Origin of the sequence: Tranquillimonas rosea, assembly GCF_900111315.1 — a bacterium.
In the GTDB taxonomy this organism is placed as follows: domain Bacteria; phylum Pseudomonadota; class Alphaproteobacteria; order Rhodobacterales; family Rhodobacteraceae; genus Tranquillimonas; species Tranquillimonas rosea.
Window position 1 is genome coordinate 23585 of sequence record NZ_FOGU01000003.1, and the last position, 17900, is coordinate 41484.

The following is a 17900-nucleotide window of genomic DNA, read 5'->3' on the forward strand; positions in this document are numbered from 1 at the left end:
GCATGAGGCGCCCGCACGTCGCCGCACACGGCTTTGCGGTTCCCCGGCAGACCGCCTATCCTGCGCCCGACCATCGCAACAGACCGAGGCCCCGTGCCCCCGAGCTCCCGCACCCTGACCCGACACGAAGCGATCCTGGGCGCGCTCAAGGACAAGATCCTCGACGGCAGTTGGCCGCCGGGGCACAAGCTGCCGTTCGAGACCGATCTCGCGCTGGAGTTCGACGTCTCGCGAATGACGATGAACAAGGTGCTGACGCAACTGACGCGCGAGGGGTTCCTCGTCCGCAGGCGCCGCCTGGGCACCTTCGTCGCCACGCCCCGTGCGCAATCGGCGGTGATGGAGATCACCGACATACAGTCCGAGGTCCGCGCGTTGGGGCTCGAGTATCGCTGGCGGCTGGACGACCGCGCCATCCGTCCGCCAAGCAACGCCGAGCGCTCCGAGATCGGCGACGACGCCGACGACGCCGAGATCCTCTCGCTCGAAGGGGTCCATTACGCGGGGCGGACGCCGTTCTGCCTGGAGGAACGGCTGATCAACCTCGCCGCCGCGCCTGATGCCGTGCGGCAGGACTTCTCGGACACGGTGCCGGGGACATGGCTGCTGAGCCGAATCCCGTGGACGGCGGCCGAACACAGGATCAGTGCGATGAACGCCTCGGGCCGCGTGGCCGAGGCGCTGGCCCTTCCCGAGGGCGAGGCCTGCCTTCAGGTCTCGCGCCGGACCGAGATCGCGGGGCGCTGGGTCACGATGGCGCGCCAGACCTATCCCGGCGCGCGGCATCAGCTTCTGGCCCAGTTCGAACCGCGGGCCGACGGATGAGGGACGGGGCCCGCCGGCTAGAGCACCGCGGCGAGCGCCGCGAGGAACTGGTCGTTATCCTCGGGTCGCCCGATCGAGACGCGCATCCACGTATCCCAGCCCGGCTGTCCCCATGCCTTGACGATCACGCCATAGTCCAAGAGCCGCTCGGCCACCGGGGCGGCCGGAACGCCAAGATCGAAGAACAGGAAGTTTCCGCCCGAGGGCAGCACGGCGAGCACCTGTTCCGTCAGAGCCGCCGCGACGCGGGCGCGTTCCTCGCGGACGACACCGACCGTCCGTTCAACCGCCTCGGGATGATCCAGCGCAGCCAGCGCCGCCGCCTGCGCGGGGGCGTTCACATTGAAGGGCGTGCGCACGAGGTCCATGCCACGCCGCAGATCCGCACTGTTGGTGACGCCGTAACCGACCCGCAGCCCCGCCAGGCCCCAGGCCTTGGAAAAGGTGCGCAGGATCAGGAGCGGCCCGGCATGCCGGTCCAGGTACGGATCGCCCGTGCCGTAATCCGGACCCGCCGCGTATTCGTGATAGGCCTCGTCGAGACAGACCACGGTGTCGGGATGCACCGCCGACATGACCTCGTCCAGCGCGTCCGGCGACAGGAACGCGCCGACGGGGTTCATCGGATTCGAGAACACGACGAGCCGCGCGGGCGCCGCCACCGCCTCGCACAGGGCGGTGACGTCGATGCGGCCGGTGGCGCCGATCGGCACCCGCTCGACCCTGGCCCCCATCATCGCGGCATAGTCCTCGTGCAGCGGGAACGACGGATAGAGCGTCACCACCCGGTCGCCGGGCCGCAGCACCGCGCGGGCCAGGACGTTCAGCAGATCCTCGGACCCGTTGCCCAGCATTACCTGCCCCGGCGCGACCCCGTGCAGCTCGGCCAGCCGCGCGCTCAGGCGGCGGCCGACGGGATCGGGATAGACGTTGAGCGCCGCCTCCGACACAGCCGCCGCGATCTCGGGCGGGGGGCCGAAAGGGTTCTCGTTCGATCCCAGCTTGGCGATGCGGGTGACACCGGGGCGCGCCGCGACCTCGTCCAGCGTGAGGCCCGCATTGTAGGGGCTGAGCGCGCCAAGCTCGGGCCTCAGGAAATCTGTCATCCGCGCGCTCCTCTTCGTCCCCGGCAGCGTTGCCGGACCTTGCTCGAATATGTCTATACAAGTCAAGCGGCACACTCCCCCGTGCCGCCGACGCCAAAGGAGATCTGAATGTCCGACACGCTACCCGGCCTGTTCTCGCTCGACGGACGCCGCGCGATGGTCACCGGTGCCAGCCGCGGCCTCGGCGCCGCCATCGCGACCGCGCTGGCCGAGGCCGGCGCCGACTTGGTGCTGACCGCGCGGGATGCCGTCTCGTTGACGGAAACCGCGAACCGCGTCCGCGCGCTCGGCCGGACGGTCGAGTGCCTGTCATGCGACCAGAGCGATCCCGATTCCATCGAACGGGCGCTGGACGGGCTCGGCCCTCTCGACATCCTGGTCAACAACGCCGGTGTCGAAGAGGTGCGCGCCTCGGTCGATGTGGACGCCCAGCACTGGGACCGGATCGTCGACACCAACCTGCGCGGCGCGTTCCTGGTCAGCCGCAAGGTCGCGCGCGAGATGCTGCCGCGGGGACAGGGAGCGATCGTGAACCTGTGCTCGCTGACCTCGTATGTCGGCGTGCCGACCGCGGTGCCCTACGGGGCGTCCAAGAGCGGGCTGCTGGGCATCACGCGGGCCCTGTCGGCGGAGTGGGGCCCCGAGGGCATCCGCGTGAACGCCATCGCGCCTGGATACTTCCGCACCGCGATGACCGAGGGCTTCTACCAGTCCGACGGCTGGCAGGAGCAGATGCTGGGCAAGATTCCCCTGGGCCGGTTCGGAGACGAGCGCGACCTGGCCGGCGCGGTGGTCTTTCTGGCCTCGGACGCGTCCGCATATGTGACCGGACAGTGCCTCGGAATCGACGGTGGGTATCTGGCGTCGATTTGAGCAATCTGCCAATAAGTGCCGCGAAACTGCGCAACAAATGAAATTACAGGGCGCAAAAAGGTATATACTTATTCTGCGCCTTGGAATTACGATAGCGCTGCCCGCGTCGGTGGGGCCATGAGAGACGCACCTGATGAGGAGCCTGCGATGAGCACTGCCGAAGCCGTGCGGACCGATACCGCCAGCACCGCCACCACGGCGGTCTCGGTCGATGGCGTCGACATGGATTTCGGCACCGGCACGCTGGCGGTGCGGGACGCGTCCTTCACGCTCGAGACCGGACGGTTCCTGACGATCCTCGGGCCGTCGGGGTCGGGCAAGACGACGCTTCTGCGGCTGATCGCGGGGTTCCAGACGCCCACGCGCGGCGAGATCCGGATCCACGGTCAGCGCATCTCGGCCAAGCCGCCGCACAAGCGCTCGATCGGCATGGTGTTCCAGCGGCTCGCGCTGTTCCCGCACATGACCGCGGCCGAGAACGTGGCCTTCCCGCTCAAGATGCGGCGCCACGATCCGGCGACGACCCCCGACAAGGTCGACGCCTATCTCCGGCTCGTCCGCCTCGACGGGCTGGGCGACCGGCGGATCCACGAATTGTCCGGCGGCCAGCAGCAGCGGGTGGCCATCGCCCGCGCGCTGGTCTTCGAGCCCGACCTGCTGCTGCTGGACGAACCGCTGGCCGCGCTGGACCGCAAGCTGCGCGAGGAGATGCAGCTGGAGTTCCGGCGCATCCAGAAGGAGCTGGGCGTGACCACGATCAACGTCACCCACGACCAGCGCGAGGCGCTCGTCGTCTCCGACGAGATCATCGTCATGGATCACGGCGAGATCCAGCAAGCGGCCCGCCCCTCGGAGATGTATCGCAACCCGGCCAACGCCTTCGTCGCGAATTTCATCGGTGTGACCTCGTTCCTCGACGGCCGCTTCGACGGCGGCGCGCTGGACGTGGGCGGCGTCTCCTGCGCCGGCACGCCGGTGTCCAAGCTGGACCCCGGCAGCCCTGCCCGCGGTGCGATCCGCGCCGAACAGGTTCGGCTGGGTGCGCCCGGCACCACGCTCGAGGCATGCGACACGCAGCTCGACGGGGTGGTCGACGACGTGATCTTCGAGGGCGAGCGTCTGGTCTACGTGGTCACCGTTCCCGCGCTCGGCGACGCGGCGCTGCGGATCTATCACCACGACCCCGCCGCGCAGGACCTCTACGGCGCCGGCGCGGCGGTCCGGGTCGGCTGGACCGAGGCCGACCTGCGGATTTTCAAGAAGACCGGGGAACCGGCGTGAGACGGACACAGGGATATCCAACACGGAGGATCGACATGCGATACACTGGAAAAGGACTGACCCGGCGCGGCCTGATGCGCAGCGCCATGGCCACAAGCGGCGCCGCGCTCGTCGCCGGCATGCCGGCGGGGCGGCTGCTGGCGCAGGACGAGCCCGAAAAGCCCAGCGAGATCATCGTGCGCGCCTGGGGCGGCAGCTGGGTCGAGGCGCTGAAGGCGGGCGTGTCCAACCCGTTCACCGAGATGACGGGCATCACGGTGCGCCATGACCTGACCGAGGACAACGAGATCCAGCCCAAGATCTGGGCGGCGGTGGCGCAAAACCGGATGCCGCCGATCCACGTCAACTGGGACACCACCACGAACGCCACGAAATCGGCGCTGCGCGGCGTGACCGAGGATCTGTCGGACCTGCCGAACCTCGCCAACACGACCGATCTAGCAAAGCCCGTCGGGCTCGACGGTTATCCGATCGTCAACACCTACGGCTACGTCTACGTGCTGGCCTATCGGCCCGAGGCGTTCCCCGACGGCCCGCCGCAATCCTGGCGGGATCTGCTGGATCCGCGGTTCGACGGGCGCATCGCGCTCTACAACGACGGGATCGGCTTCCACTTCCCCGCGCAGGTCGCGGGCGGCGGCAGCCTGGACGACATCCCCGAGAACATGGAGCCCTGCTGGGACTTCGTGCGCGAGATCAAGGCGCTGAACCCGCTTCTGGGCGAGGATCCGGATTTCACCGCCTGGTTCCAGAACGGCGAGATCGACGTCGCGTGCACCATCTCGACCAATGCGCTCGCGGCGCAGCAGAACGGCGTCCCGATCGAGTGGACCGTCCCGCAGGAGGGCTGCAAGTTCGACACCGACGGCCTCTGGGTGCCGCAGGGCCTGCCCGAGAACGAGCTCTACTGGGCCAAGCAGTACATCAACTTCGCCATCAGCCAGGAGGCGCAGCAGGTCTGGCTTGACGGTCTGGGCCTGCCCGGCGTGGTGCCGGGCCTGACCCCGCCCGAGGGGCTGGCGGACGATCCCTCCTACCCGACCGAGCCCGAGGACTTCGAGAACCTGATCCGCATCTCGTCCGAGGTGCAGGTCCAGAACGAGAGCGAGTGGTTCTCGCGCTTCAAGGAAATCATGCAGGGCTGAGCCCCGTTTCCCGCGCCGCGCCCGGTCCGCCGGGCGCGGCCTTGCCACAGTCCGGCCGCCGCGGCGGCCGCCGAGGACGACATGCCCGACCGATCCTTCCGCTATCCCCTGCGCTGGCACGTCATGGACGCGCTCGAACGCGGGGCCGACATCCTCTGGCCCGCCACGTTCTCGCGCATGACCGGCTGGCTGCTGGCGGCACCGGCGATCCTCCTGGTCGGTCTGCTGGTGCTGGGTTTGATCCAGATCGGCGACGCCTCGATGCATGTCCTCGACACCAGCACCTTCCGGATGTCCGAGGCGTACACGCTGGCGAACTACGCCGACGCCTTCACGTCGGCTGTCTATTTCAAGGTCGCGTGGCGCTCGCTGCTGGCGGCCGCGCTGACCACCGCGCTGACACTGGCCTTTGCCTTTCCCTATGCCTACGCGATGGTCCGCACGCGCAGCGCGACGGTGCGCAAGGCCCTGCTGATCGCTCTGTTCCTGCCGTTCTTCATCGGCCAGGTCGTGCGGGCCTATGGCTGGCTCATCATCCTGGGCAACAACGGCATCGTGAACGACATGCTCGGCGTCGTGGGGGTCGAGCCGATCCGGCTTCTGTTCAACTTCCCCGCGGTGATCTTCGGCCTGGTGCAGTACATGCTGCCCTTCGGCGTGCTGATGCTGGCCCCGGCGCTGACCGCGATCCCCGAAGAGACCGAGATCGCCGCAGGCTCGCTGGGCGCAAGCTGGCCGCGGGCGATCTGGCACGTGATCCTGCCCATGGCCCGGCCGGGGCTGATCGGGGCCGGAATCGTGGTCTTCACCCTGTCACTCACCGACTTCGCGATGCCCGCGATCCTCGGCGGCGGCTCGCAGGACTTCATCGCCAACGCGATCTACGACCAGTTCTTCCGCACGGCGGACCAGGGCCTCGGCTCGGCGCTGGCGCTGATGCTGGTGGCGCTGGGGTCGCTGATCGTGGGCGCGGTGTTCACCCTGTTCGGCGCGGGCACCCTGGCCCTGGGGGCACGGAAATGATCAGCCGGTCGCAACGCATCGTCATCTGGGGCCTGGTCTGGATCGCCCTGATCGCCCTGTCGGCGCCGACGCTGGTGGTGATCGGCGCCTCGTTCACCTCGGGCGACATCATCACCTTTCCGCCCGACGGCTTCTCGCTGAAGTGGTACGACCGGGTCGCCCGCGCCGGAGAGCTGCGCGCCGCCTTTTTCCGCTCGCTCTGGGTCGCGACGATCTGCACCCTCGTCGCGATGCCCGTCGGCACGCTCGCCGGGATCGCGCTGTCGCGCTACAGGCTGCGCTTCGGCAACGTGGTGCAGGTCTACCTGCTGCTGCCCTTCACGATCCCGCTGATCGGGTCCGGCATCGGCCTGATGCTGGTCTTCGGCGCCTGGGGCGCCCTGGGCAACCTCTGGCCCATCGGCGTCGCCTGCGCGGTGATCAACCTGCCGTTCATCATCTGGTCGGTCTCGTCCAGCGCGGCGCTGCTTGACCCGGATCTCGAACTCGCCGCGGCGAATTGCGGCGCGGGGCGGGTGCAGACGTTCTTCGCCGTGACGCTGCCGGCGGTGATGCCCGGCGTCATCACCGGGTCGCTCCTGATGTTCATCCTGGCGATGAACGAGTTTCTCGTCAGCCTTCTGCTGGTCGACGCGCGGACGATGACGCTGCCGGTGCAGATCTACAATTCGATCCGGTCGATCATCACGCCGGACCTCGCCGCGGTCTCGGTGGTGTTCATCGCCGTCGCGGCCGCCGCGATCGCCCTGCTCGACCGTCTCGTCGGGCTGGAGATCTTCCTCAAGTCGAAATGAGCCGGCCCGCCCGGCATCCGTCCCCAAGGTAGCCCCATGTCCGACGTCAACATCCAGACCCTCTCGCAGCTTTCCCCCGACGACCGCGCGGCGCTGATGCGCCGGTCCGAAACCGACATCTCGGGCTTTCTCGACAAGGTCGCCCCCATCGTCGACGCCGTGCGCGACGAGGGCGACGCCGCGCTGGTGCGCTTCGGGCGGGAGTTCGACCGGGCCGAAGGGCTGACCGCCGACACGCTGAAGGTCACCGAGGCCGAGTTCGACGACGCCTTCGCCCTCGTCGAGCCCGAACTGATCGAGACGATCCGCTTCGCCATCGGCAACCTGCGCAGCTTCCACGAAGAGCAAGCGCCCGAGCCGATGTGGATGAAGGAGATCCGCCCCGGCGCCTTCGCCGGCGACCGCTTCACGCCGATCCGCTCGGTCGCGCTGTATGTCCCCCGCGGCAAGGGATCGTTCCCCTCGGTGACGATGATGACCTCGGTGCCCGCGGTGGTGGCCAAGGTGCCCAAGCTGGCGATCTTCACCCCGCCGGCCCCCGACGGAAAGGTCGACGCCGCCACGCTGGTCGCCGCGCGGCTCGCCGGGGTCGAAACGGTCTACAAGGCCGGCGGCGCCCAGGCGGTCGCGGCGGCGGCCTTCGGCACCGAGACGGTGCAGCCGGCGCTCAAGATCGTCGGCCCCGGCAGCCCCTTCGTCGTCGCGGCCAAGCGGATGCTGTCCGACCGGATCGACCCCGGCCTGCCCGCCGGCCCGTCTGAATCGATCATCTTCGCCGACGAAAGCGTCGATGGCGGTCTCGCCGCGCTCGACCTGCTGATCGAGGCCGAGCACGGCCCCGATAGCTCGGCCTGGCTGGTGACCCATTCGCAGCGGGTCGTGGACGAGGCGACGGCCGCCCTGCCGAGCCACTGGGCCGAGATGAGCGAACAGCGCGTCGCCTTCTCGCAGGCCGTCCTCGGCGGTCCCGCCGGCGGGATCGCGTTGACCCAATCGATCCAGGACAGTTACGATTTCATCAATGAATACGCGCCCGAGCACCTGCAGATCCTGTCGCAGGAGCCGTTCGAGCATCTGGGCGAGATCACCGAGGCGGCCGAGGTTCTGATGGGTCCGCACACGCCGATCACCATCGCCAATTTCTGTCTCGGCCCCAACGCCGTGCTGCCGACCTCGCGCGGGGCGCGGACCTGGGGGCCGCTGTCGGTGTCGGACTTCATGCGCCGCAGCTCGGTCGGCTACGTCACCGCCAAGGGCTATCCGGACCTTGCCGACAACGCCCGCCGCCTGGCCGAATACGAAGGCTTCTCGTCCCACGCCAACGCCGTCGGGCCGATGCGCCAACGCTACCTGGGGAACTGACCATGCGCGCCGTCCGCCTTCACGGAATCCGCGATCTCCGCGTCGAGGACATGCCCCCCGCGGCCGCGCCCGGACCGGGCGAGATCGCGCTGCGGGTGACCGCGGCGGGCATCTGCGGCTCGGACCTGCACAACTTCGCCACAGGCGCGTGGATCAGCCGCGCGCCGTCTGTCGCCGGGCACGAGCTGACCGGCGTGGTGACAGCGTGCGGCGCGGGGGCCGACCATGTCGAGGCGGGCGACCGCGTGCTGGTCGACAGCCGCGTCGTCTGCGGCACCTGCGCCGCCTGCCGCGCCGACCTGCCGCAGATCTGCGAGGCGCTGGGGTTCGTCGGAGAGGTCGTGGACGGCGGCTTTGCCGAAAGCGTCACCCTGCCCGCCCGCAACATCCTGCGCGCGCCCACGGGCGTCGCCGACCGGCACCTCGCCATGGCCGAACCGCTGGCCGTCGCGCTGCATGCCCTGAACAAGCTGGCGGCCCCGGACGGCGCGCCCATCGCCATCGCGGGCTGCGGCGCCATCGGCGGGCTCGCCGCGCTGCTGGCACATGGGCGCGGGCACCCGCTGGTGCTGATCGACCGCAGCACGGACCGCGCGGGACTGGTCTCCGAGGTGACCGGCGGCGCGGTGGCGACGCTCCACAGCCTGGGCCCCGACCCGGTGCGCCACGCCATCGACGCGACCGGCGCAACGGCGGTGATCGGCGGGCTTCTCGACGCCCTTGCGGGCGGCGGGGGCGTCGCCCTGGTGGGCATCGGCGGCACCGACCTTCAGGTCGACCCGGTGCAGCTGGTCGAGCGCGAGACGTCGCTGATCGGCTGCCACGCCTTCGGGCACGAACTCGCCGAGGTCGCCGGCCTGATGCCGCAGCTCGGCGCGGCGCTGGATCGCTTCATCGACGCCGAGATTCCGCTCGCCGCGGTGCCCGACGCCTACGCGCGGCATCTCTCGGGCGATGTGGCCGGGCTCAAGACCATCGTCCGGCCGGACCTCGACTAGAACACCACGCGCGGCAGCCACGTCGCCACCACCGGCAACGCCCAGACCAGGGCGATCCCGACGATCTGCAAGCCGATGAACGGGGCGACGCCGCGATAGATCTGGCCCGTCGTGATCTCGGGCGGGGCCGCGCCGCGCAGGTAGAACAGCGAAAAGCCGAAGGGCGGCGTCAGGAACGAGGTCTGTAGGTTGATGGCGATGAGGATCGCCAGCCAGACAGGGTCGTGCCCCATCAGGATCAGCACCGGCGCCACCAGCGGCAGCAGGATCACCGTGATCTCGACGAAATCCAGGAAGAAGCCCAGCACGAAGATCAGCGCCATCGAGAAGATCAGCGCGCCCGTCGGCCCGCCCGGCAGCGCCTCGAGGATCTGTTCGACCCGGTGATCGCCGCCCAGACCGACGAAGACGAGAGAGAAGACGCTGGCGGTCAGGATCGTGGCGAAGATCATCGACGTGACCGTCATCGTCGCCGTGACCGCCCCGCCGAGGATGCCCGTCCGCCCCATCCGCCATAGCGCTGCCGCCAGGGCGGCGAGCCCGGCCAGCGCGAGCGCGGCGTAGAGACCGCCCGCGATCATGCTGCCGAGGCCGGCGTCGCTGCGTTGCAGCCGCACCGGCGCCACGCCCGCCGCGACGGCGAGGATCAGAAGCGCCGCAACGCCGCCGAGGATCAGCCAGCGCGGCGCCCCCTGACGGATGCCGGCCAGCAGGATCGCCCCCACGGCCCCGACGGACGCGGATTCCGTGGGCGTGGCGATGCCGCCCAGGATCGCCCCCAGCACCGCCACGATCAGGACGACCGGCGGCACCACGGCGCCCAGCACCTCGGACAGAGAGGGCCTGCCGTCGGCGTGCAGCACGGGCGGCATGTCCTGCGGCCGCAGCGCCCCGCGGATCAGGAGATAGACGATGTAGATCGACACCAGCAGCAGCCCCGGCAACAGCGCGCCCGCGAAGATCTGGCCGACCGAGATCGTCTCGATACTGAACTTGCCCTGCTCGTACTGCGCCTGCTGATAGGCGCTCGACATCACGTCGGACAGGATGATCAGCAGCGTCGAGGGCGGGATGATCTGGCCCAGCGTGCCGGCGGTCGCGACCAACCCCGAGGCCAGCCGGGCGTCATAGCCGTTGCGCAGCATCGTCGGCAGCGCGATCATCCCCATCGCGATGACCGTGGCGCCCACGATCCCGGTCGAGGCCGCCAGCAGCGCCCCCACCAGCACCACCGAGATGCCCAGCCCGCCGCGCAGGCCGCCGAACAGCCGGCCCATCGTCTGCAGCAGGTCCTCGGCGATCCGGCTGCGTTCCAGCACCACGCCCATCAGCACGAAGAGAGGAATGGCGATCAGCGTCTCGTTCGTCAGCACACCGTAGACGCGCTGCCCGAGGGCGCCCAGCAGCGTCAGCTTCATCGCGCCGGTGGCCCAGCCGAGATAGGCGAACAGGATCGCCGTCCCGGCGATCGAGAAGGCCACCGGAAAGCCCAGCAGGATCGAGCCCATCAGGCCCGCGAACATCAGGAGGTCGAGGTATTCGGTCATTCCCTGCCGGCCCTCAACCGTGCCAGTTCGCGCAGGAGGCAGGCCACGGACTGCACGATCAGCAGCACGCAGAACGCCGGGATCAGCGTCTTGAGCAGGTAGACCGCCGGGATGCCGCCGACCGAGATCGGCCCCTCGCGGATCGCCCAGGCATTCCGCACCGAGGGCCACGACCAGTAGAGCAGCGCCAGCATCGCCGGGATCAGCAGCACGAGATGCCCGAACACGTCGATCCCCGCCCGCGTCCCGCGCCGCGCCTTGGCATAGAAGATGTCGACCCGCACATGCCCGTCGACCAGCAGCGTGTAGCCGGCCCCCAGCATGAACAGCGTGGCATGCAGGTACAGCACGCTTTCATTCAGCGCGATGTCCGAGATGCCGAACACGTAACGCAGCAGCACGACCCCGAACTGCAGGATCACCATGACAAGGGCGATCCAGCGCACGGTCGCGCCGGTGATGCGGTTCACGCGGTCAAGCCAGTCGGCCGCCCGATCCATCGCGGCACTCCTCTGTCGGGAAACCGCCGCGCGGCCGGGGTCCGGCCGCGCGGCGCGGGGCTCAGTAGTCGAACACCTTGGCGCGGGCGTTCATCTGCCCGTTGTCGGCATAGACCATGTAGTCGCCGACCGAGTCGCGATAGGCGACAAAGCTTTCGGCCGTGCGGCGCGTCAGCTCGTCGTCGTCCTCCAGGAGCTCGGCGATGACCTCCTGGGCGGCGTCGCCCATCGCGCTGACGACCTCTTCGGGCAGCTGGCGCACCTGCACGCCCTGCTCGTCTACCATCTGCTTCAGCGCCTGCGCGTGCCGCGTCGTGTACTCGGTCCAGACATCGTTGTAGAGGCTGGAACAGGCCACGCGCACGACTTCCTTCAGATCGTCGGGCAGCGCACCGTACGCCTCGGCGTTGACGGCACATTCCTCGGCCGAGGACGGCTCGCCCACGCCCGGCCAGTAGTAGTTCTTGGCCACCTGGTAGAAGCCCAGCGCCGAGTCGCTCCACGGCCCGATGAACTCGCCCGCGTCGAGCGCGCCGGATTGCAGCGCCTGGAACATGTCGCCGCCGCCCATCGCCTGCACGGCCATGCCCAGCTTCGAGCACATCTCGGAGGCCAGCCCGGTGGTGCGGAACTTGAGCCCGCGCAGGTCGTCGACCGAGGTGATCTCGTTGCGGAACCAGCCCTGCCATTGCGGGCCGGAATTGCCGCACAGGAACGGCTTCAGCCCGAACTGCCCGTAGATCTCGTCATAGAGCTCCTGACCGCCGCCATAGGTCAGCCAGCCCACCTGCTCGTCCGCGCGCAGGCCGAAGGGCTGCGAGCCGAACAGCAGGATGCCCTTGGACTTCGAGCCCCAGTACGCCGGCACGGCGTGGTAGAGGTCGGCGGTGCCCTCGGACACGGCGTCGAACACGCCGTTGCCGGGCACCAGCTCGCCCGCGGCATAGAGCTGCACGGTCAGGCGGCCGCCCGACAGCGTGCTGATCCGGTCGGCCAGCATCTGCGCTGCGACCCCCGGCCCCGGCAGGTTCTTGGGCCATGCGGTGACCATCGTCCATTCCCGCGTGTCCTGCGCGATGGCCGGCGCCGCCAGCGCCGAGGCGGCGGTGCCGACCGCCCCCGTCGTCAAAAAGGAACGTCTATCCATTGTCTTTACCTCCTTGTTGTCAAATCAGCCGAGAATGCCCGGCAGATCGAGCCCGTTTTCCCGGGCGCAGTCCAGCGCGATGTCGTAGCCGGCATCGGCATGCCGCATCACGCCTGTTGCGGGGTCGTTCCACAGCACCCGCTCGAGCCGGCGGTCGGCCGCCTCGGTGCCGTCGCAGCAGATCACCATCCCCGAATGCTGGCTGAAGCCCATTCCGACTCCGCCCCCGTGGTGCAGGCTGACCCAGGTGGCCCCCGACGCGCAATTGAGAAGCGCGTTCAGAAGCGGCCAGTCCGACACCGCGTCGCTGCCGTCCTTCATCGCCTCGGTCTCGCGGTTGGGGCTGGCGACCGACCCGGAATCCAGGTGATCGCGCCCGATCACCACCGGCGCCTTCAGCTCGCCCTTGCGGACCATCTCGTTGAAGGCGAGCCCCAGCCGGTGCCGCTGTCCCAGCCCGACCCAGCAGATCCGCGCGGGCAGGCCCTGGAACGAGATGCGCTCTCGCGCCATGTCCAGCCAGTTGTGAAGGTGCGGATCGTCGATCAGCTCCTTCACCTTCTCGTCGGTGCGATAGATGTCCTCGGGGTCGCCCGACAGCGCGCACCAGCGGAACGGCCCCACGCCGCGACAGAACAGCGGCCGGATATAGGCGGGCACGAAACCGGGGAAGGCAAAGGCGTCCTCCAGCCCCTCTTCCTTGGCGACCTGCCGGATGTTGTTGCCGTAGTCGAGCGTCGGCACGCCGGCCCGCCAGAACGCGACCATCGCGGCGACATGCTCTTTCATGCTGGCCCGCGCCGCCGCCTCGACCTCGTCGGGATGGGTTTCGCGGCGCTCGCGCCACTCGGCCACCGACCAGCCCTTGGGCAGGTAGCCGTTGACCGGATCGTGCGCCGAGGTCTGGTCGGTCACGATGTCCGGACGCACGCCGCGCCGCTCCATCTCGGGGAAGATCTCGGCAGCATTGCCGATCAGCGCGACGGACTTCGCCTCGCCCGCCGCGGTCCAGCGTTCGATCATCCGCAGCGCCTCGTCGAGGTCGCGGGTCTTTTCGTCGACGTAGCCGGTCCGCAGGCGGAAATCGGCGCGGCTCTCGTCGCATTCCACCGCAAGGCAGCACGCGCCGGCCATCACCGCCGCCAGGGGCTGCGCCCCGCCCATGCCGCCAAGGCCGGCGGTCAGGATCCAGCGACCGGTCAGACTTCCGTCATAATGCTGCCGCCCCGCTTCGACGAAGGTCTCGTAGGTGCCCTGAACGATGCCCTGGCTGCCGATGTAGATCCACGACCCTGCGGTCATCTGGCCGTACATCATCAGCCCCTTGCGATCGAGCTCGCTGAAATGCTGCCAGGTGGCCCAGTGCGGCACCAGGTTCGAGTTCGCGATCAGCACGCGCGGCGCGTCGGCATGGGTGCGGAACACGCCCACCGGCTTGCCGGACTGCACCAGCAGGGTCTCGTCGTCCTCCAGCGTCTTGAGGCTGGCGACGATGCGGTCGAAATCCTCCCAGCTACGGGCCGCCCGGCCGATCCCGCCGTAAACGACCAGCTCGTGCGGGTTCTCGGCCACGTCGGGATGCAGGTTGTTCATCAGCATCCGCATCGGCGCCTCGGTCAGCCAGCTCTTCGCGGTGATCTCGGGGCCGGTGTCGGGATAGATGTCGCGGATGTTGTGGCGCGAGTGTGTCATGCGGTGGTGCCTTTCAGCGTGGGGGCCAGGCGGGCCAGGTCATGCAGGATGCCGGAGAGAAGCGCACGCAGCGGATCGGCGCGCGCGGTCCGCCACGTCCAGGGCGGCTCTTCGTCCATGTAGGCGGATTGCGCGATCTCCATCTGGATGGCGTGCCACCCATCGGCGGGGCGGCCAAAGTGCCGCGTCGTCCAGCCACCCTTGAACCGACCGTTCAGGACCTCCGAATACCCCTCGGCCTGCCGGCAGGCCCCGATGACCGCCGCCTCGACCGCCGGATCGCAGCTTGTGCCCTCGGCGGTGCCTACGTTCAGGTCGGGCAGGATGCCATCGAACAGGAACGGGATGTGCGAGCGGATCGAGTGGCAGTCATAGAGGATCGCCACGCCATGCTCGGCCCGCACCCGCGCAAGTTCGCCCTCGAGCGCGGCATGATAGGGCGCGTGAAAGGCCAGCCTGCGCCGCTCGATCTCGGCATCGTCCGGCGCCGCGCCGTCGCGGTAGATCGGGCGGCCATCGAAATCTGTCGTCGGGCAAAGCCCGGTGGTGTTCTGGCCGGGATAGAGGCTCACCCCCGACGGATCGCGGTTGGCGTCGATGACATAGCGGTGGAACGTGGCCCGCACCGTCGAGACGCCCGGCAGCAGACCCTCGTAGAGACGGTCGATATGCCAGTCGGTATCGGCCAGCGCCTGTCCCGTCTCGTTCAGTCCGTCCGCCACCTCGTCGGGCACCCATGTCCCGGTATGCGGCAGCCCCAGCACGACGGGCAGCGTGCCCCTTGTGACCTCGACCGGCTCCATCACGTCTCCTCCAGGCTCATCCCGCCGATCGTGTCGTCGAGCGTCAGTTCGCCCACCAGCGCGGCGGCGGTCTCGATGTCGGGGGCCAGCACCCGGTCGACGCCCAGCGCCGGCACGTCCTCGCGCAGCCGCGCCACCACGCGCGCCAGCGGCGCGCTCGTCGCCAGGGGGGCGCGGAACTCGACGCCCTGCGCCCCGCAGAGCAGCTCCACGCCGAGGATCACCATCAGGTTGTCGGCCATCCGCGACAGCCGCCGCGCCCCGTGCGCGGCCATGCTGACGTGATCCTCCTGGTTGGCACTCGTCGGGGTCGAGTCGATCGAGCATGGCGCGGCCAGGTGCTTGTTCTCGCTCATCAGCGCCGCTGTCGTCACCTCGGCGATCATGAAACCCGAGTTCAGACCCGGATCGGGCGTCAGGAACGGCGGCAGATCGTGGCTGAGCGTCGGGTCCACCATCAGCGCAACGCGCCGCTGGGCGATCGCGCCGATCTCGGCCACGGCGATGGCAATCTGGTCGGCTGCCATCGCCACCGGCTCGGCGTGAAAGTTCCCGCCCGAGACGATGCGGTCGTCGTCCATCAGCACCAGCGGGTTGTCGGTCACCGCGTTCGCCTCGATGCTCAGCGTGCGCGCGGCCATGCGCAGCATGTCGACGGCGGCCCCCACGACCTGCGGCTGGCAGCGGATGCAATACGGGTCCTGCACCCGCGGGTCGCCCTCGCGGTGGCTTTCGCGGATCTCCGAACCGTCCATGATGCAGCGCATCCGGTCGGCCACCTCGATCTGCCCGGCATGGCCGCGCAGGGCGTGGATCTCGGCCAGCAGCGGCGCGGTCGATCCCATGATCGCGTCAGTCGACAGCGCAGCCGTCACGGTCGAGGCGACGGCCCCGCGCCACGCCCGCCACAGACCCGTCAACGCGCAGGCGGTCGAGAACTGCGTGCCGTTGATCAGCGCCAGCCCTTCCTTCGCGCCCAGCACGATCGGGCGCAGCCCCGCGGCCTCGAGCGCCGCCGTAGCGCTTTGCCTCTGGCCCGCGACATCCACCTCGCCCTCGCCCAGCATCGCGGCGGCCATGTGGGCGAGCGGCGCGAGATCGCCGGACGCGCCAACCGAGCCCTGGGACGGCACGATCGGGGTGATGCCCTCGGCCAGCATCCCCTCGATCAGCGCGATGAGTTCCCACCGGACGCCAGACGCACCGCGGCCCAGCGACAACAGCTTCAGCGCCATCATCAGCCGCGTCGTGGGGACGTCCAGCGGTTCGCCCACCCCGCAGCAATGGCTCAGGATCAGGTTCCGCTGAAGCTGCGCGGTATCCGCTGAAGCCACCTTGACCGAGGCGAGCTTGCCGAAGCCGGTATTGACGCCATAAACCGCGTCCTCGCCCCCGGCGGCCGCCGCGACCTTGCCCGCCGCCGCCTCGACCGCGGGCCGCGCCGCGCGGTCCAGCACGGCCGCCGCACCGGCGTTCCAGATGGGAAACAGGGTCGACAGCGACGTCGCGCCCGGCACGAGCGTCACGGCGCTCATGCCGCACCCGCGAAATAGCGGCGGTAGAGCGGATTGAACCCGATGCGATAGGCCAGCTCGGCCGGTTCGGTCACGTCCCAGACCGCCAGATCGGCCCGCCTACCCTCGGCCACGACGCCCGCATCCTTCAGGCCCAGCGCCCGCGCGGCGTTGACGGTGATCCCCCGCAGCGCCTCTTCCGGCGTCATGCGGAACAGCGTGCACCCCATGTTCAGCGTGAGCAGCAGCGAGGTAAGCGGCGACGAGCCGGGATTGCAGTCGGTCGCCAGCGCCATCGGCACGCCCGCGTCGCGGAACGCCTGCACCGGCGGCACCTGCGTCTCGCGAAGCGTATAGAACGCGCCAGGCAGCAGCACCGCCACCGTGCCCGCCGCAGCCAACGCGGCGGCGTCCTCGGCGTCGGCGTATTCGACGTGGTCGGCCGACAGCGCGCCACGGGACGCGGCCAGCTTGGTCCCGCCCATCTGCGACAACTGCTCGGCATGCAGCTTGACCGGCAGGCCCAGCTCCCGCGCCGCGTCGAACACCCGCGCGATCTGCGCGGTGTCGAAGGCGATCCCCTCGCAGAAGCCGTCGACCGCGTCGACCAGCCCCTCTTCATGCGCCGCCCTGAGGGCCGGGATGCAGACCTCGTCGATATACCGGTCCGCATCGGCGCCATCCTCGGGCGGCACCGCATGGGCGCCGAGGAACGTCGTCACCACGCGGACGGGCCGCTCCTGACCGATCCGACGGGCGACCCGCAGCATGGAAAGCTCGGTCTCGTGGTCCAGCCCGTAGCCCGACTTCACCTCGATCGTCGTGGCGCCCTCGGCGATCAGCGCGTCGACACGCGGCAGCGCGGCCTGCAACAGATCGATCTCGCCGGCCGCCCGCGTGGCGCCGACCGTCGACACGATGCCGCCGCCGGCGCGCGCGATCTCCTCGTAGCTGGCGCCTTCGAGCCGCAGCTCGAATTCCCGCGCGCGGCTGCCGCCGAAAACGACGTGGGTGTGGCAATCGATCGGCGCGGGGGTCATCAGCCGCCCACCCAGATCCGTGCGCGGCACGCCGGCCCAGTCCTCGGGCAGATCGACCTCGGGCCCGACCCAGCGGATTTGGCCGGCCTCGACGCAGACCGCGCCGGCCTCGATCAGGCCATAGGCGGCGCCGGCAAGTGTCGCGATCCGGGCATTGCCCAGCACCGCGGGTTCAAGGGGGCTGTCTGTCATCATGGAGGTCGCCGCATGTCCCCTGTTGTTCTGCGTCAAATATGTATAGATATATTTC

General features: G+C 69.5%; 16 protein-coding genes. 8 read left to right on the forward strand and 8 right to left on the reverse strand.

All coding sequences use genetic code 11. From position 1 onward, the window contains the following. Nucleotides 1–93 precede the first annotated feature (93 nt). On the forward strand, nt 94–825 hold the full coding sequence (hutC, locus tag BMZ25_RS05255; RefSeq protein ID WP_092689612.1) for a histidine utilization repressor: 732 nt from the start codon (nt 94–96) through the stop codon (nt 823–825). Between the two features lie 17 nt (nt 826–842). Here hutC and hisC read toward each other — a convergent pair whose 3' ends face one another. Beyond that, nucleotides 843–1931 (reverse strand): histidinol-phosphate transaminase, encoded by a 1089-nt coding sequence (gene hisC, locus BMZ25_RS05260; protein ID WP_092689615.1) that lies wholly within the window; start codon nt 1929–1931, stop codon nt 843–845. Between the two features lie 108 nt (nt 1932–2039). On the opposite strand from hisC, the gene BMZ25_RS05265 reads away from it, so the two are divergent. The 7 genes from BMZ25_RS05265 (at nt 2040) to BMZ25_RS05295 (ending at nt 9407) form a co-directional block, all read left to right on the forward strand. Continuing rightward, the gene (locus tag BMZ25_RS05265) at nt 2040–2804 is read left to right on the forward strand and encodes an SDR family NAD(P)-dependent oxidoreductase (protein ID WP_092689618.1); all 765 of its coding nucleotides are present in this window, start codon (nt 2040–2042) and stop codon (nt 2802–2804) included. Nucleotides 2805–2951: 147 nt separating this feature from the next. Further along, nucleotides 2952–4085: an ABC transporter ATP-binding protein gene (locus BMZ25_RS05270; RefSeq protein WP_092689621.1), complete on the forward strand. Its 1134-nt coding sequence runs from the start codon at nt 2952–2954 to the stop codon at nt 4083–4085. Between the two features lie 35 nt (nt 4086–4120). Further along, a complete protein-coding gene (locus tag BMZ25_RS05275) occupies nt 4121–5230 on the forward strand; it encodes an ABC transporter substrate-binding protein (RefSeq protein ID WP_092689624.1) in 1110 nt (369 codons plus the stop codon). Between the two features lie 81 nt (nt 5231–5311). Beyond that, nucleotides 5312–6253 (forward strand): ABC transporter permease, encoded by a 942-nt coding sequence (locus BMZ25_RS05280; protein ID WP_092689630.1) that lies wholly within the window; start codon nt 5312–5314, stop codon nt 6251–6253. Further along, nucleotides 6250–7047, forward strand: a complete 798-nt coding sequence (locus BMZ25_RS05285) for an ABC transporter permease (RefSeq protein ID WP_092689634.1) — start codon at nt 6250–6252, stop codon at nt 7045–7047. Before BMZ25_RS05280 ends, BMZ25_RS05285 begins: the two co-directional genes overlap by 4 nt. A gap of 36 nt (nt 7048–7083) precedes the next feature. Next, the gene (gene hisD, locus BMZ25_RS05290; protein ID WP_092689637.1) at nt 7084–8409 is read left to right on the forward strand and encodes a histidinol dehydrogenase; all 1326 of its coding nucleotides are present in this window, start codon (nt 7084–7086) and stop codon (nt 8407–8409) included. A 2-nt stretch (nt 8410–8411) separates the two neighbouring features. Next, the gene (locus BMZ25_RS05295; RefSeq protein WP_092689639.1) at nt 8412–9407 is read left to right on the forward strand and encodes a zinc-dependent alcohol dehydrogenase; all 996 of its coding nucleotides are present in this window, start codon (nt 8412–8414) and stop codon (nt 9405–9407) included. Here the strand turns inward: BMZ25_RS05295 and BMZ25_RS05300 are convergent. The 7 genes from BMZ25_RS05300 to hutI all read right to left on the reverse strand — a co-directional run bounded on the left by BMZ25_RS05300 (nt 9404) and on the right by hutI (nt 17845). Beyond that, nucleotides 9404–10954, reverse strand: a complete 1551-nt coding sequence (locus BMZ25_RS05300) for a TRAP transporter large permease (protein ID WP_092689642.1) — start codon at nt 10952–10954, stop codon at nt 9404–9406. The genes BMZ25_RS05295 and BMZ25_RS05300 overlap by 4 nt on opposite strands. Next, nucleotides 10951–11454, reverse strand: coding sequence for a TRAP transporter small permease subunit (locus BMZ25_RS05305; protein ID WP_092689645.1), 504 nt, complete (start codon nt 11452–11454; stop codon nt 10951–10953). The genes BMZ25_RS05300 and BMZ25_RS05305 overlap by 4 nt, the downstream gene beginning before the upstream one ends. Nucleotides 11455–11515: 61 nt before the next feature. Further along, nucleotides 11516–12601: a TRAP transporter substrate-binding protein gene (locus BMZ25_RS05310; protein ID WP_092689652.1), complete on the reverse strand. Its 1086-nt coding sequence runs from the start codon at nt 12599–12601 to the stop codon at nt 11516–11518. Nucleotides 12602–12625: 24 nt separating this feature from the next. After that, nucleotides 12626–14293 carry a urocanate hydratase gene (hutU, locus tag BMZ25_RS05315; RefSeq protein ID WP_092689657.1) on the reverse strand — a complete coding sequence of 556 codons (1668 nt, stop codon included), beginning with the start codon at nt 14291–14293 and terminating at the stop codon, nt 12626–12628. Next, nucleotides 14290–15096: an N-formylglutamate deformylase gene (gene hutG / locus BMZ25_RS05320; RefSeq protein ID WP_092689662.1), complete on the reverse strand. Its 807-nt coding sequence runs from the start codon at nt 15094–15096 to the stop codon at nt 14290–14292. The genes hutU and hutG overlap by 4 nt, the downstream gene beginning before the upstream one ends. After that, nucleotides 15096–16631 carry a histidine ammonia-lyase gene (hutH, locus tag BMZ25_RS05325; RefSeq protein WP_092689664.1) on the reverse strand — a complete coding sequence of 512 codons (1536 nt, stop codon included), beginning with the start codon at nt 16629–16631 and terminating at the stop codon, nt 15096–15098. Before hutH ends, hutG begins: the two co-directional genes overlap by 1 nt. Next, on the reverse strand, nt 16628–17845 hold the full coding sequence (gene hutI / locus BMZ25_RS05330) for an imidazolonepropionase (RefSeq protein ID WP_408033425.1): 1218 nt from the start codon (nt 17843–17845) through the stop codon (nt 16628–16630). The genes hutH and hutI overlap by 4 nt, the downstream gene beginning before the upstream one ends. Nucleotides 17846–17900 lie beyond the last annotated feature (55 nt).